At 39.5% G+C, this 14939-nt stretch carries 15 protein-coding genes; 8 read left to right on the plus strand and 7 right to left on the minus strand.

All coding sequences use genetic code 11. The annotated features are described in order from the left end of the window. Positions 1 to 17: 17 nt before the first annotated feature. A complete protein-coding gene (locus BUA60_RS21910; RefSeq protein ID WP_072865585.1) occupies positions 18 to 1106 on the minus strand; it encodes a serine hydrolase domain-containing protein in 1089 nt (362 codons plus the stop codon). Positions 1107 to 1225: 119 nt separating this feature from the next. Between BUA60_RS21910 and rimO the strand changes: the two genes are divergently transcribed. Then, a complete protein-coding gene (gene rimO / locus BUA60_RS21915) occupies positions 1226 to 2533 on the plus strand; it encodes a 30S ribosomal protein S12 methylthiotransferase RimO (protein WP_072865587.1) in 1308 nt (435 codons plus the stop codon). Between the two features lie 168 nt (positions 2534 to 2701). After that, on the plus strand, positions 2702 to 3646 hold the full coding sequence (locus BUA60_RS21920) for a sugar phosphate isomerase/epimerase family protein (protein ID WP_072865589.1): 945 nt from the start codon (positions 2702 to 2704) through the stop codon (positions 3644 to 3646). On the opposite strand, the gene BUA60_RS21925 is transcribed toward BUA60_RS21920, so the two are convergent. The 4 genes from BUA60_RS21925 to BUA60_RS21940 form a co-directional block, all read right to left on the minus strand. Further along, a complete protein-coding gene (locus tag BUA60_RS21925) occupies positions 3627 to 4523 on the minus strand; it encodes a DMT family transporter (RefSeq protein ID WP_072865590.1) in 897 nt (298 codons plus the stop codon). The two genes, BUA60_RS21920 and BUA60_RS21925, sit on opposite strands and share 20 nt — an antisense overlap. Before the next feature lie 83 nt (positions 4524 to 4606). Continuing rightward, entirely contained in the window at positions 4607 to 5122 is a 516-nt protein-coding gene (locus tag BUA60_RS21930; protein WP_072865592.1) for an SRPBCC family protein, read from the minus strand. Beyond that, positions 5119 to 6267, minus strand: coding sequence for a serine hydrolase (locus BUA60_RS21935; protein ID WP_072865594.1), 1149 nt, complete (start codon positions 6265 to 6267; stop codon positions 5119 to 5121). The genes BUA60_RS21930 and BUA60_RS21935 overlap by 4 nt, the downstream gene beginning before the upstream one ends. 22 nt (positions 6268 to 6289) lie before the next feature. After that, positions 6290 to 6538, minus strand: coding sequence for a hypothetical protein (locus BUA60_RS21940; protein ID WP_072865596.1), 249 nt, complete (start codon positions 6536 to 6538; stop codon positions 6290 to 6292). Between the two features lie 117 nt (positions 6539 to 6655). Between BUA60_RS21940 and BUA60_RS21945 the strand changes: the two genes are divergently transcribed. The 6 genes from BUA60_RS21945 to BUA60_RS21970 all read left to right on the plus strand — a co-directional run bounded on the left by BUA60_RS21945 (position 6656) and on the right by BUA60_RS21970 (position 13619). Further along, entirely contained in the window at positions 6656 to 7549 is an 894-nt protein-coding gene (locus BUA60_RS21945) for a peptidylprolyl isomerase (RefSeq protein ID WP_072865598.1), read from the plus strand. Then, positions 7533 to 8984 (plus strand): peptidylprolyl isomerase, encoded by a 1452-nt coding sequence (locus BUA60_RS21950; RefSeq protein ID WP_072865651.1) that lies wholly within the window; start codon positions 7533 to 7535, stop codon positions 8982 to 8984. Before BUA60_RS21945 ends, BUA60_RS21950 begins: the two co-directional genes overlap by 17 nt. A gap of 4 nt (positions 8985 to 8988) precedes the next feature. Further along, complete coding sequence (locus BUA60_RS21955) at positions 8989 to 9942, plus strand: AAA family ATPase (RefSeq protein ID WP_072865600.1); 954 nt, start codon at positions 8989 to 8991, stop codon at positions 9940 to 9942. A gap of 203 nt (positions 9943 to 10145) precedes the next feature. After that, positions 10146 to 12413 (plus strand): aconitate hydratase, encoded by a 2268-nt coding sequence (locus BUA60_RS21960; RefSeq protein ID WP_072865602.1) that lies wholly within the window; start codon positions 10146 to 10148, stop codon positions 12411 to 12413. 77 nt (positions 12414 to 12490) lie between these two features. Further along, positions 12491 to 13051 (plus strand): TlpA family protein disulfide reductase, encoded by a 561-nt coding sequence (locus BUA60_RS21965; RefSeq protein ID WP_072865604.1) that lies wholly within the window; start codon positions 12491 to 12493, stop codon positions 13049 to 13051. Positions 13052 to 13058: 7 nt separating this feature from the next. Continuing rightward, on the plus strand, positions 13059 to 13619 hold the full coding sequence (locus BUA60_RS21970; RefSeq protein ID WP_072865605.1) for a TlpA family protein disulfide reductase: 561 nt from the start codon (positions 13059 to 13061) through the stop codon (positions 13617 to 13619). An 18-nt stretch (positions 13620 to 13637) separates the two neighbouring features. Here the strand turns inward: BUA60_RS21970 and BUA60_RS21975 are convergent, their stop codons facing one another. Together BUA60_RS21975 and BUA60_RS21980 are read right to left on the minus strand one after the other, a co-directional pair. Beyond that, positions 13638 to 14096, minus strand: coding sequence for a sterol desaturase family protein (locus BUA60_RS21975; RefSeq protein WP_072865607.1), 459 nt, complete (start codon positions 14094 to 14096; stop codon positions 13638 to 13640). Between the two features lies 1 nt (position 14097). Then, a complete protein-coding gene (locus BUA60_RS21980; protein ID WP_072865609.1) occupies positions 14098 to 14937 on the minus strand; it encodes a phytoene/squalene synthase family protein in 840 nt (279 codons plus the stop codon). Between the last annotated feature and the right edge of the window lie 2 nt (positions 14938 to 14939).

Genomic DNA, 14939 nt, shown 5'->3' on the forward strand with positions numbered 1-14939 from the left:
TTTGATACCTTAGGATTTTAGTTGATCAATTCATTTATTCTTTCCCACAAATCGTTGTCAAAGCTAGTTGGTCCCAATTCATCTTCATTTGCGGAATCGCCCATTCGTATAATTACCAATCCTTTACTTGGTACCACATATAGTTTTTGATCAAATGCACCCAGTCCTGCTATTAGGTCGTCCGGAGCATTGGGTATCAGTTTTCCAGGGAATAATTCTTCGGAACCTGGTATTCTAAAGCTACTTTTTCCATTGAGCCACCAGAGATAACCATATGACTTGTTCAGTTCTTGGGAAGTCGTGGTCATTTCTGTAAAATAGTTGGGGTCGTCCAGAATTGGGGTGTCTTCCCATATGCCTTTATTGAGGCTCAACAGTCCAAACCTTGCCATGCTTCTGGCATTGCTAAAATAAAGATTAAGATATCCCGTCTTTATCCAAGATCCCTGCATCCCAATTTTGTCCCGAACTTTTTGGTAAAAATATTCTTTATATTCCTCATTAACGGCACCGCTTATAATATTATCCAATAAGGTATAGGCTGCATTGTGGTAGTACCAAAAGCTGTCCGGGTCATCCTTGAATATCAAACACTCCACATTGGTGCAAAAACTATTTTCACCAGTGAAATCAAGGCCCGATGTCATGGTAAGATGATTTTTTACGGTAATCTGCACTTCTTGTTCAGGGGTTAGTGAGGACCAGCCCGTTCCCATATAGTCGGACGAGGCATGGTCTATGTCTAGATAACCTTCCTTTTGGGCAATTCCTACGGTAAAGGCGGTCAAAGTTTTGGCTGCGGAGTTCCAAGAGTGATTTTTAGAGGCGTTAAAGCTTCCAAAGTATTTTTCCAAAACAATTTTTCCATTCTTCAAAAGGATAAAGGCTTCTGTTTCATTTGTCTCCAAGTAATCATATAGAGGTTGCTCGGCACTTGTATTCCAATTTAGCTCCTCAAGGGACACGGTTTCCCATTCGTTCGAATTTATTGGGGGAAAATATAAGGTTTCCTCCGGTGTAACTGGCACTTGGTCATCATTCCCTTTAGAGCATCCCATTAAACAGCAAAAAAGGAATAAACTAGAAATAAGAAATTGGGTTTTCATAGTGCTTTATGAATTAGAGTTCAATTGGTTATACAGGTTTAACGTTAAAAGAATAAAAAAAGATATAATGGGACTACAATCTTTTTTCAAGTTGTACTTTTGCACTTTATTTGAAAAATATGCGTACTAAGTCACTTAAGAAGAATAGGATTAATGTTGTAACCTTGGGGTGTTCCAAGAATGTATACGATTCAGAGGTGTTGATGGGCCAATTAAGGGCCAATAACAAGGAAGTCGTGCATGAGGAGGAAGGGAATGTGGTAGTGATAAACACTTGTGGTTTTATTGCCAATGCCAAGGAAGAGAGTGTCAATACCATTTTGGAATACGTTCAAAAAAAGGAAGCAGGGGAAGTAGACAAGGTATTCGTTACAGGCTGCTTAAGTGAACGCTATAAACCAGATCTTCAAAAAGAGATTCCTAATGTGGATGAGTATTTCGGAACCAGTGAATTGCCTAATTTGTTAAAGGCCCTGGGTGCCGATTACAAGCACGAACTTATTGGTGAGCGGCTAACGACCACACCTAAAAATTACGCCTATCTAAAAATTGCGGAAGGATGTGATCGTCCTTGTTCTTTTTGTGCCATCCCCATTATGCGGGGCAAACATAAGAGTACTCCTATAGAGGATTTGGTAACCGAAGCTAATAAATTGGCAGCCAAAGGGGTGAAGGAATTGATTCTTATTGCCCAAGATCTTACCTATTATGGATTGGACCTTTATAAGAAAAGGAATTTGGCAGAATTGCTGAACGCATTGGTGAAGGTAGACGGTATTGAATGGATTCGATTGCATTATGCTTTCCCTACTGGATTTCCTATGGATGTTCTGGAAGTGATGAAACGCGAACCTAAGGTTTGTAATTATTTGGATATTCCTTTGCAGCATATTTCAGATGCCATATTAAAGAGTATGCGGAGGGGAACAACTCAGGCCAAAACAACAAAATTGTTGAAGGACTTTAGGGCTGCGGTACCTGAAATGACCATAAGGACTACCCTAATTGTAGGTTATCCAGGCGAGACGGAGGAAGATTTTCAAACTTTGAAAAGTTGGGTAGAAGAAATGCGTTTTGAAAGATTGGGATGCTTTACCTATAGCCATGAAGAAAATACGCATGCCTATAATTTGGTAGACGATGTTCCCGAGGAAGTGAAACAACAAAGGGCTTCGGAGATCATGGAGCTTCAATCACAGATTTCGTGGGAGTTGAACCAAGAAAAAGTGGGTAAAACTTTGCGATGTATCATAGACCGTAAGGAAGGCAAGTATTTTGTAGGTCGATCGGAGTTCGATTCTCCCGATGTAGACAACGAAGTCTTGGTGGATGCAGCAAAGCATTATTTGAAAGTAGGGGAATTTGTTGATCTTCATATTTTTGAAGCTGCAGATTTTGACCTCTATGGGGAACCTATTCAAGCTTAATCTATTAAATTATAGTTCCAATTCATGGTAAAGGCCATTGGATAATAGATCTTTGGCCCATTTGGAAACTTATGGGTTAGATTATTGAAACTATAACCGTCGGTTCTTGCCAGTAAGTGGGACAAACTTCACTTTTTTTCATATTTTAGTCGAATAACTGACTATAATATGAATCGCAGATCCTTTATTGCAGGCGCAGCCACTGCTAGTGTCGCAACAATTTCAATGGCCAACACCTTGCCGATGGAAATTCCGAAGAAAGAAAAAAGATATCAAAACGGACAGAGTCCGTGGCCCATCTGTTTGGATACGGCGACCATTAGACCGGCCAAGGGCCTGGAAAAAAAGGTAGAGATTGCCATAGCGGCAGGCTACGATGCCATAGAACCTTGGGACAGCGATTTGGCTGAATATGAGAAAAGCGGGGGCGATCTTAAGAAATTAGGAGCTAAAATAAAGGAAGCCGGACTGTTCGTACCCAGTATGATTGGTCTTTGGGGCTGCATTCCCCAGAATGAGGAAGAATTTCAAAAGTCCTTGCCGGCTACTAAAAATAGAATGAGAATGGCATCGGAAATAGGTTGCACCTATGTGCAGGCCATACCCAATCAGGTTGGAGAAAATTATGATGTTGCCTTTGTTGCCTCTTGTTACCGCAGATTGTTGGAAATTGGGATAACAGAGTACAATGTAATACCGGCACTGGTGTTTGTTAAAATGTTTCCGCTCAAGACAATGGGGCAGGCAACAGCGGTTGCCTTGGATGCCAACCACCCTAAAGCCAAGATAATACCGGATGTATATCATATGTATATTTCGGAAGGAGGTTTTGAAGGTTTAAGACTTCTAAACGGCGATATATTCGCTATTTTTCAATTTAACGATGCTCCCAAGGGAATGGAAATAGCCGATATGGAGGATAAGCATAGGGTTTTTCCTGGTGACGGAATTTTGCCACTGCCACAAATTTTAAAAGACCTTAAAACCACTGGTTTCAACGGTTGTATTTCCTTGGAGCTGTACAATCCGGAGTACCACAGTATGGATTTGTTGGAGGTGGCCAAGACCGGACTGCAAAAGACATTGAAAGTTATTAAAGAGGCGGGAGTTTAGCCTTTTTCCCCATCGGTAAAACAAGTGGCTTGTCGTAAAAGGTGATTCGTATTCCAAATAGTAAAATAATGCCTCCGAGAATCATTTGTGGGGTAATTAGCTCGTTGAGAAATATCCAAGCCAATATTGCGGCCAAGATGGCCTGCGCCAATAGACTTAAGGAGACTCTTGTGGCGCGCATATGTTGGGTGGAATAACTGATGGATAACCAGGCCAACAACTGGCAGACCAATCCTTGGATGACAAGTACAAACCAACCAATGTTAGAGAAGCCGTTAAAAGGCTCTCCAAGGGAATACGATAGGATCCCCAAAAAGAATGAAGAGGAAATTAAGCTAAGGGTCATGAAATTTACTACAGAAGTCTTGGCGAGGACTTCCTTACTGATTAGGATATAGATGGCATAGAACACCCCGGATAATACTCCAAAACTAAAGCCAATATCAAAAGAAAGATGGGCAAAGAATTTAAATCCTACCAAGGTGACCATTCCCAATAACGCAATAAGGGTACCTATCCAAAAATTAATGGAGGGTTTGGGTTTTAAAAAGAAAAATGTACCGATGCCCACCCAAACCGGAGATAGGTTGGTAAGGAACGATGCTTGTGTGGCCGTGGATTCCTGAATGGCAATATTCCATACCGCCACATCAGAACCAAAACATATTCCGCAAATAACGGTAAGCAATAAAGTTCTTCGATCCGGGATTTTCAATTGTTTTGTAAATAGGACATAAGGCAAGATTATGCTTAGCGCGATAGCCATACGATAGAAGGCGGAAATAAGGCCTGGGGTATAATTTAATTTCACCAATACTGGGAATATGGAAATACAGACTATTCCAATTATTAGGGCGATACGTGGTTTTGTTATCATTTTTGAAAAATGCGCAAAAATAGGAAATAAGGAGAATTGTTGTTGTCCATATACCAGTTAAATCCTTATAAAATTGATATCCCCTAAATATTCACAAATTCAAATCCTGCTAGAGGTTGGTGTCGCAGGTCATTTTGTGTTTCATTCAACAAAATGCCATATTCCAAATAGGCCTTAAGATTTGCCAGCCAGAAGGTCCATCCGTTGCTGCAGCCATAATGGATGTTCAATTTGCTGTTGTCGTCCGTAGGTATATTGTATTGCTTCAAGGTTAATAGTATATCATGGCCGCAGTCCTCGAGCGAAACCGAAACCTTACATACATTGGCAAAGGTAATTTCAAAAAAATCCGTGCCGTTCGCCTTTGTTACTGTTCCTTTTTCCTGACCGTCCCAATTGTGCCATTCCCAGATATAGCTGTCTCCTTCTGCAATCTTCTGATGTGCAGCCTTGGGGTGTCCATCAGGAGATATGTAAGTGGCCTTGCTCAAAAACCAAGAGGTAATCCCTTCGGCCGTACACCAGGCCCAATAAATTTTTTCCATATTGGTCTTGATGTATATTTTTTTAGTGAAAGAGTCAAAACTTAAGGCTGTCATTGTCGTTGTTTTTGTGCTATTTCCAAATTGTAGATCTCTCTTCCCAATTGTGCCAAAAACGGGAGTCCAATATCTTCATACTCATAGGAATTATCGTTAAATATCCCATTTTCATTGGCCAAAAGAGTGGCAGTTAGCATAAATTCCACATTATTTTTACTGTCAGATATATAGGCGCAATCCGTAATTGTGCCATAGGCATTGCCTACTTTATTGTATATTTTGAGGTATTCGGGAATGGTATCCCTGCTATCTCCAAATATAAAAAACTTGCAATAACCGTCGTAATAATCCATATCATCGTACCCCATTTTTCTTGGAGGATCGCTCATGGCCTTCAGCAGAAAACTATGTTGATCGGGACTAAGGTTGAATCGTTCATTCTTTGGGAATTGCTCCGGGAAAATTATCCTTTTTAAGACCTCGTTCTGGGCACTTATTGGAAAATAATTTTTTAAGCTAAAATCGAATGGTTCATTAATTAGGGTGTTTTCTTCGTAATAGGCCGTGCCTTTTTTTATCCTGTTCAGGGTCAAAGGAACAGGGGGTTTGTTTACGCTCGGTTTTAACCAGGTTAACGTGGTGTCGTTTAAGTAGACTATAAGTGGCCTTGTAGTTACCTCAAAAGCATTGTCCGTTGAAAGTCGATGGGAGATTCGGACAGGTGCTATGCCCTTGTCCTTCAATTTTTTGTTTATTTGGTCTTGACCTAAAAATTCCAAAAGTCTATTATTGGCCTCATTGTCGCTTACCGCAAAAATCTTGGAGATTTCGTTGGCAAATGTTGTTTCCAAGGAATCACCCTCCACATAAAATTGGGTGTACAGGTCCAGGGAATCCATTTCGTTGAGCTTTTCCAAGGCAAGTAGGGCCGTTAGGATTTTAACCGTGCTTGCTGGGTAAAAGTAGTTGCTGTCGTTAACCTGAAAATTATAGTCCGTAAAAACTATGCTATCTTTTATACGGTCTATTCGGGTATACCTTACTTGCAGCTCATGTTTTGCCAAGCTGTCCATAACGTTCTTTATTTTGGAATTGTTGGACTTTAGGGCAATTTTCAATAAATCCGGGTCTTCAGTAGGGGTAGCACATGATAGAAGCAAGTTGGTGATGGTTGCAATGAAAAAAAAGAATCTACTGCCCATAGGTCTGTTTCTTGTTTTTTGTTTAGTCAATCGGGGTGTAGACCTCACCGCGATGCGGTTTTAGGGCATCCCTAACGGCAATCATCTCAGATTCGCTTACAACGAGATAGGCAATGGAGTGCATACTGCTAAGGTCATTGTTTCCTGTAATGTTGAAAGTCAGATTTTGAGCTAGCACATATTCTTCAAGATGTATTTTATGATGTTTCGCCGTATTCTGGGCCGATTCACCCCTAAAATCCCAAATTAGTTTTATTTGTCTTTCCGCCATGGAATAAAATTAATAATAAAAGGAATAATATGCGCAGTAAACCTTCCTATAAATCTTGGGGAATTTTATTGGGAAATGAGGACTTGCATAATGCTGCTTTATTGCTAAATTTGCGGAATGGATTTTTGTGAAATAAAGCTGGAAAAAATCTCAATATTTTTAATGAGTGTGGTTTTGCTATGCACATTTATATCCTGTGATTCCCTTTTTAATAAGAAGGAAGGCAAAATTCCAGTGGCTAGGGTAGGGGAAACTTATTTGTACAAGGAGGATTTAAAAGAGCTGCTTCTGACCAATATGTCCAAGGAGGACAGCACTTCCCTGGTTAATAACTATATTAATAATTGGGCTTATAAACAACTTTTGCTTTCCAAGGCCAAAATAAATCTTCCCGAGGAGAAGCTGGAATACTTTGAGCAATTGGTTTCCAATTACAGAACGGATTTATACACAGGCGCCTACAAGGAGGCATTGGTCCTCCAATCCCATGATACCGCTATTACCCGGGCCCAGCTCACTGAGTTCTACGAGCGGGAAAAGGAAAATTTTAAGTTAAAGGAACGCATAATACAGTTGAGGTTCGTGGAATTGCCTACGCAATATTTGGATAAGGATTTGGTTGCCAATAAATTGAGGAATTTTAAAGAGGCGGATAAGCGCTATTTGGATTCCATAAGTGTGCAATTTAGAAAGGTGAATTTTAACGATTCTATTTGGGTAAGCGCTTTTCGGGTTATGGAAGAAATTGCGCCATTAACCACTGAAAATCAGGACAAGTACTTAAAAAAATCACAATTTTTTGAATTACAGGACTCTTTAGGGGTATATTTGGGCAAGGTAAACGATATGTTGGAAATCAACGATATTGCGCCCCTTACTTATATTGAGCCTACCATTAAGCAACTGCTTTTAAATAGAAGGAAGTTGGATTATATGAAAAAATTGGAAGTGGAGGTAATGGATGAAGCTATTAAAGAAAAAGAATTTGAAGTTTATGAACAAGGTAATTAAAACAGGTTTAACCCTTTCTATTTTATTTTTGACAGGGATAATGAGCGCTCAGGAATCAGAAACTCTTCCTGACACCCAGGTAGAACCACAAGAGGTAATTGTAGAGGAATCTATGATTTCCAAAAACGATTCTGTCAATAATTTTAAAAAAATAAAATTGGACGGAATAGCTGCAGTAGTGGGCGACTATGTAATCTTGGAATCGGATATAGAGAAAACTTTGATAGACCTTAAAAGTCAGGGGGCTTCCACTGCCGATGTTACAAGATGCAGTCTTTTGGGCAAGTTAATGGAAGATCGCTTGTACGCGCACCAGGCGGTTCAGGACAGTATTTTGGTTTCGGATGATGAGGTAAATGCCCAAGGAGATCGACAATTGCAACAATTGGTTTCCCAGATCGGCTCTATGGAAAAGGTCTTAAATTATTATAAAAAGGATGATGAGGCCAGTTTTCGTGAAGAACTGTACAAGATCAACAAGCTGAGAATGCTTTCTGAAAAAATGCAGAACAAAATTGTTTCGGAAATAGAGATTACCCCAGAGGAAGTTAGGCAGTTCTTTAATAAGATTCCAGTTGATGAAAGACCCGTTTTTGGAGCGGAATTGGAGATTGCCCAAATCGTAAAACAACCTAAGGCTTCCGAGGAAGAAAAACAAAAGGTAATAGATAAACTAAATGGCATCAAGGCAGATATTGAGGAAAATGATGCTAGTTTTAGCGTGAAAGCTATTTTGTACTCCCAAGATCCTGGATCCAAATCCAAAGGTGGATTTTACAGTATGACGCGTGAAACCCCATTTGTAAAGGAATTTAAGGATGTGGCTTTTAGCCTGAGGGAAGGTGAAATTTCGGATCCGTTCGAAACAGATTTTGGTTATCACATTATATATGTTGAAAAAATTAGGGGCCGTGAGTTGGATCTAAGACATATTCTTATAACTCCAGAGATATCCCAAAAGGAATTGGACAAAGCAAAGCAGGAATTGGATAGCATAAGGCAAGGGGTATTGGACGGTAAATTTACTTTTGCGGCCGCAGCTTTAAACTTTTCAGACGAAAAGGAAACCAAGTTTGATGGAGGTTTGTTAAGAAACCCACAGGATTACAGCTCCAGATTTGAGCTTACCAAAATGGAGCCATCGCTCTACAACCAGGTAAGGGATATTAAGGACAATGAAATTTCTAGGCCAATATTGGAAAATGACCCCAGGGGAGGCGCACCCAAGTACAAAATCATGAAAATTACCAATCGCTATGATGAACACGTAGCCGATTTTGCGAAGGATTATATAAAGATTCAGGAATTGGCGCTTAGGGAAAAGCAGTATAATGCCATTAAAAAATGGATGGACGAGCATATCGAAGATACCTATGTGAGTGTTAATTCCGCGAATAAAGAATGTGATTTTGCAAATAATTGGGTAAAGGAATAAATGCATGTCAGACGTAGCTGCAATTAAGGCTCTAGTTGAAAAAAATAAGGTTCTTAAACAAGAAATTGCCAAAATCATTATTGGGCAGGAAGAAGTAGTAGATCAAATATTACTTTCTATCTATACAGGGGGGCATTCTTTGCTTATCGGAGTTCCCGGTTTGGCCAAGACCCTTATGGTAAATACAATTGCCTCTGCATTGGGACTGGGTTTTAAAAGGATTCAATTTACCCCAGATCTGATGCCTAGCGATATTCTAGGTAGCGAGGTGTTGGATCAGAATAGAAACTTCAAGTTCATAAAAGGGCCAATTTTTTCCAATATCATTCTGGCCGATGAAATAAACCGTACCCCTCCCAAAACCCAAGCGGCCTTATTGGAGGCTATGCAGGAAAGAGCGGTGACCATTGCTGGCAATCAATATAAATTGGATCTTCCCTATTATGTTTTGGCTACCCAGAACCCAATAGAGCAAGAAGGTACTTATCCATTGCCAGAGGCACAGTTGGATCGTTTTATGTTTGCCATAGAATTGAAATATCCATCTATTGCGGAGGAAATAAAAGTAGTAAAGGAAACAACTTCCGATTTTAAGCATGAAATAACCCCTTTGTTTACACCTAGTGAAATAATGGATATTCAGCATTTGGTACGTAGAATTCCAGTTCCCGACAATGTGGTGGAATATGCAGTGAAATTGGTAAATAGTACCAGACCCAATCAAGATAATGCTTCTGAATTTGTAAAGCAGTTTATTGATTGGGGGGCGGGACCCCGAGCTTCCCAGAATTTAATATTGGGAGCCAAAGCCCATGCGGCTGTAAACGGTAAATTTTCTCCGGATATTGAAGATGTCAAAGCAGTGTCCTTGGGAATCCTCAGACATCGGATTATTAAAAATTATAAGGCGGAAGCCGAAGGAATTTCCGAAGAGGATATTATTGGAAAGCTTTTATAGTGGGGAAAAAATAAGCCGCAACTGCATGATTTTTATAGGCTGAAAAAAATGAAATTTATTGCATTTACATTCCTATAATGGCAATCTTTTTTATAATTACATAAAATTGGCGTATTCTTGAGGTATTCTTAGTTTAAAAGTTTTATAAACGTAAGGTATTTTCTTAATTTTGGAGAATAACTTAAACTAAAATTTTATAGATAATGGCATTCGATATTGATATGATTAAAAAGGTGTATGCCAACATGTCCGAGCGTGTTGATAAGGCACGTGAAATTGTTGGAAAACCTTTAACCCTTTCAGAGAAAATTTTGTATTCCCACTTATGGGACGGTACGCCAACCAAGGCGTTTAAAAGAGGTAAGGACTATGTTGATTTTGCACCGGATCGAATCGCTTGTCAAGATGCTACTGCGCAAATGGCATTGTTGCAATTTATGCAGGCTGGAAAACCAAAAGTAGCTGTACCAACTACAGTTCATTGTGATCACCTAATTCAGGCAAAAAGTGGAGCCGTGGCAGATTTGAAAGTGGCCAACACTTCCAGTGCCGAAGTCTTTAATTTTTTGGAATCCGTTTCCAATAAGTACGGAATTGGTTTTTGGAAGCCAGGTGCTGGGATTATTCACCAAGTAGTACTTGAAAATTATGCGTTTCCAGGAGGAATGATGATAGGAACCGACTCCCATACGGTTAATGCCGGTGGACTAGGAATGGTTGCCATAGGTGTTGGTGGTGCGGATGCTGTGGATGTAATGGCCGGAATGGCTTGGGAACTTAAGTTTCCAAAATTGATAGGAGTAAAATTAACAGGTAATATCTCTGGCTGGACATCTGCCAAGGATGTTATTCTAAAAGTGGCAGGAATACTAACTGTAAAAGGTGGTACTGGGGCCATCATAGAATATTTTGGTGAAGGAGCCAAAAACCTTTCCTGTACTGGTAAGGGAACCATATGTAACATGGGTGCCGAAGTGGGGGCTACCACTTCTACTTTTGGTTATGATGCCTCTATGGAAAGATATTTAAGGGCTACCGATAGAAATGATGTTGCCGATGCAGCAAACGCGGTTAAGGATTACTTAACGGCAGATCCTGAGGTATATGCCAATCCAGAAAAATATTTTGATGAAATTATAGAAATAGATTTGGACACACTTAAGCCACATCTTAATGGTCCGTTCACCCCAGATTTAGCTACTCCGGTAGGACAGTTGGGAGAAAAGGCGAAAGCTAATGGATGGCCTTTAAAAGTGGATTGGGGTCTAATAGGGTCTTGTACCAATTCTTCTTATGAGGATTTGACCAGGGCTGCCTCAATTGCGAAGCAGGCTGTTGATAAAAAGATAAAACCAAAATCCGATTTTGGTATCAACCCAGGATCTGAGCAAATTAGATATACAGCTGAACGTGATGGTTTGTTGCAGATATTCGAAAATTTGGGAGCAACAGTATTTACCAATGCCTGTGGTCCATGTATAGGACAATGGGATCGTAGTGATCTAAAAGGTGACGAGAAGAATACCATAGTACATTCCTTTAACCGTAACTTTTCCAAGAGGGCGGATGGAAATCCAAATACCCACGCTTTTGTTGGATCCCCAGAAATGGTGGCTGCTATAGCAATTTCGGGTAGATTGGATTTTGATCCAATGAACGATACGTTGATCAATGAGGACGGACAAGAAGTTAAATTGGACGAGCCGTTGGGAATTGAATTGCCTCCAAAAGGGTTTGAAGTAGAAGATGCAGGTTATTTGGCACCTATGGAAGATGGCTCTGGTGTTCAGGTAAAGGTAGATCCCAAATCTGAGCGTTTGCAATTATTGGATCCATTTACTCCTATAAAACCAGAAAGTCTTCAAGGAGCTAAATTATTGATCAAAGCTTTTGGAAAATGTACTACAGACCACATTTCCATGGCGGGTCCTTGGTTGCGCTTTAGAGGTCATTTGGACAATATTGCCAACAATACCTTGATTGGAGCGGTAAATGCCTTCAATAAAAAGACAAATTTTGTAAAGAATCAGCTTACTGGTGAATATGTAGGTGTTCCTGATGCACAAAGGGCGTACAAAGCTGCTGGAATAAAAACAGTAGTTGTGGGAGATCATAACTATGGGGAAGGTTCTTCACGTGAACATGCTGCCATGCAGCCAAGACATTTGGGTGTTGCAGTGGTAATCGTTAAGTCTTTTGCTCGTATCCATGAAACCAACCTTAAGAAGCAAGGTATGTTGGGGCTCACCTTTGCCAATGAAAATGATTATGACTTAATTCAAGAGGATGATACCTTCAACTTTATCGATATAAAGGATTTTGCTCCAGACAAGCAAATTACCTTGGAGTTGGTGCATAAAGATGGTACCAAAGACACCATTAAATTGAACCATACCTATAACCAATCGCAGATTGAATGGTTTAATGAAGGTTCTGCCCTTAACGTTATAAAAAGGGAGAACGCGGCTTAATATTGTGCTGTAAATACTTTATAAAAACTCCTGATAATCATCGGGAGTTTTTTAGTTTTGACAAAAGGATAAATTAAATGAAAATTCGTAAGAAAACTGTTTTGAACATCGCCTTAATGGCATTAATTCTATCTTTTTTTGTAACGCCTTTGGGCGATTATAGCAAGGTTTTGTTAAACAAATGGTTCTCCTTTTCGCCGGAAGTAACCAAAGAAATCAATAGGGGACAGATTAAGGATTACGATTGGAAGCTAAAGGATGCCAATTGGAATTTTTTCAATTTTAAAAAGTCAAAAGGTCGTGTGGTATTTATTAATTTTTGGAGGTCTTGGAATATTCCCAGTGAGGCCGAAGTGGAAAGTATCCAAAAGTTATATGACGATTATAAGGGTAAGATAGATTTCTATATTATTACCAATGAGGAAAGGGAACCCGTAGAGAAATTTATGGAGGAGCATGGCTTTACCTTTCCGGTAACCTATTCCATAGTGGGCGATCCTATGCCTGTGGATGGTTCTAAACCACCTCGATCCTATTTGTTGGATAAAGAGGGAAGGATAGTGATTAGCAAAGAAGGGGTTGCGGATTGGGACAATGATAAGGTAAAGGCCATTTTGGACGATCTTATTGCCAAATAGATATAATATGGTACCCAACAAGAAGTGGATTGTTAACGGTGTTTTTATTCTTGCTGTTCTTGTACTGGTTTCTACACCGGTAGGTTTTAGAATTAAGGTTTTTGCCAGTAAATTGTTATCCACTAGTGCTGCGATGGTAAAGGAGGGGATGCAGGTTCCTTTGGATTCCTATCAATGGAAATTGACCGATTTGGAAAATAGGCCATTCGATTTTGAAGCTCAAAGGGGAAAAGTAATCCTTGTGAATTTTTGGGCTACTTGGTGCCCTCCATGTGTAGCGGAAATGCCTAGTATGCAAAAACTCTACGATGATTATGGAGATAAGGTGACGTTTATGTTCGTAACTTCCGATGACCGTCAAAAAGTGGAGAACTTTTTAAAAAGAAAGAATCTGAATCTCCCCGTTTACTATCCTGTGTCCGAAACACCTGAAACACTTAAATCCAAACTCCTTCCAACCACCTACATCATAAATAGTAAAGGTGAAATTGTAGTAGCAGAAACTGGTGCGGCCGATTGGAACAGTAACAAAACGAGAGCTCTTATAGATGATTTGTTAAGCCAGTAAGCGGAGGAAGTTCCTATTCTATTTTTCTTTTTTTTGGAAATACTTAAAAGGGACCATTAACATCCCAAAGCATTCCCCATCCTCTTTTCCCAAATGTTTATGATGCATTTTGTGTGCTCTTCTTACCCCTTTGGCATACCAATTATTTGCATTTCTGAACAATTTAAATCTTTGGTGAATAAAAATATCATGGACTAGGAAATAAGCGGCTCCATATGCCAAAATGCCAAAGCCTAAGGGCCAACCGTACCAAAAGTCGGTTTGGGAACCTAGCCAAAAGAAAGTCATGCTAACTGCTGCATAGAACAAAAAAAATGCATCGTTCCTTTCAAACCATGAATCGTGGTCCTTTTTATGGTGATCCCTGTGCAGGGACCATAAGAAACCATGCATGATATATTTATGGGTAAACCATGCCATAAATTCCATAAAGGAAAAAGTAGCCAAGAAAATTAAAATCCATATCAACATTTTCATTCTAAACCAGTTTTAATTTATAATTAATGTACGAATTGACCAATAATCCAATTTTTTGTGGATTGGAAACCCGTATTCTAGTACGTATGATCTTAGTTGAAGGCGTCTCCTGCAATTTTTTCAACAACTTAAAATAATACCTATATGCCGTATAAACTCCAAATTTAGCTTCACGTGGCAAGTGAACTATTCCAGAATATCCCAATTTAAAATCGGCTTTTATTTCATCCACTATTTTGTTTTTTTCTTCCTCTGTAAGATTTTGAAGATTGGTGTTAGGGAAATAAGTTCTGTTCAACTCTTCAAAATCTGTTTTCAAATCCCTTAAAAAATTCACCTTTTGAAAAGCAGATCCAAGGGCCATAGCGGAGAGTTTTAGTTTTTCGTACTCTATTTTGTCTCCCTTTACAAATACCATTAGGCACATTAAACCAACAACATCGGCGGAGCCATAGATATATTCCTTGTACTGGCTATCCGTAAGACAAATCCCTTTTTTCAAGTCCATCCGCATACTCTTCAGGAATGAGGTTACCAAATGCAGTGGAATGTTGTATTTGTGGAAGGTATGTTGAAAGGAATTTAGAATGGGGTTAAGACTTATTTTGTGTTCCAGTGCATCCTTCAAATCCTCCTCAAATTTATTCAATAAAAACAACTTATCATAATCGTGAAAACTGTCTACAATTTCATCGGCAAACCGGACAAAGCCATAAATATTATATATATCCCCTCTTATGGAAGGAGCCAACATTTTCGTGGCCAAGGAAAAGGAGGTGCTGTAATTATGGGTAACGAGCTTACTGCACTCTTGGGAAACAGCATCAAAAATTGACTTCATAA

Origin of the sequence: Arenibacter palladensis (genome assembly GCF_900129275.1) — a bacterium.
In the GTDB taxonomy this organism is placed as follows: domain Bacteria; phylum Bacteroidota; class Bacteroidia; order Flavobacteriales; family Flavobacteriaceae; genus Arenibacter; species Arenibacter palladensis.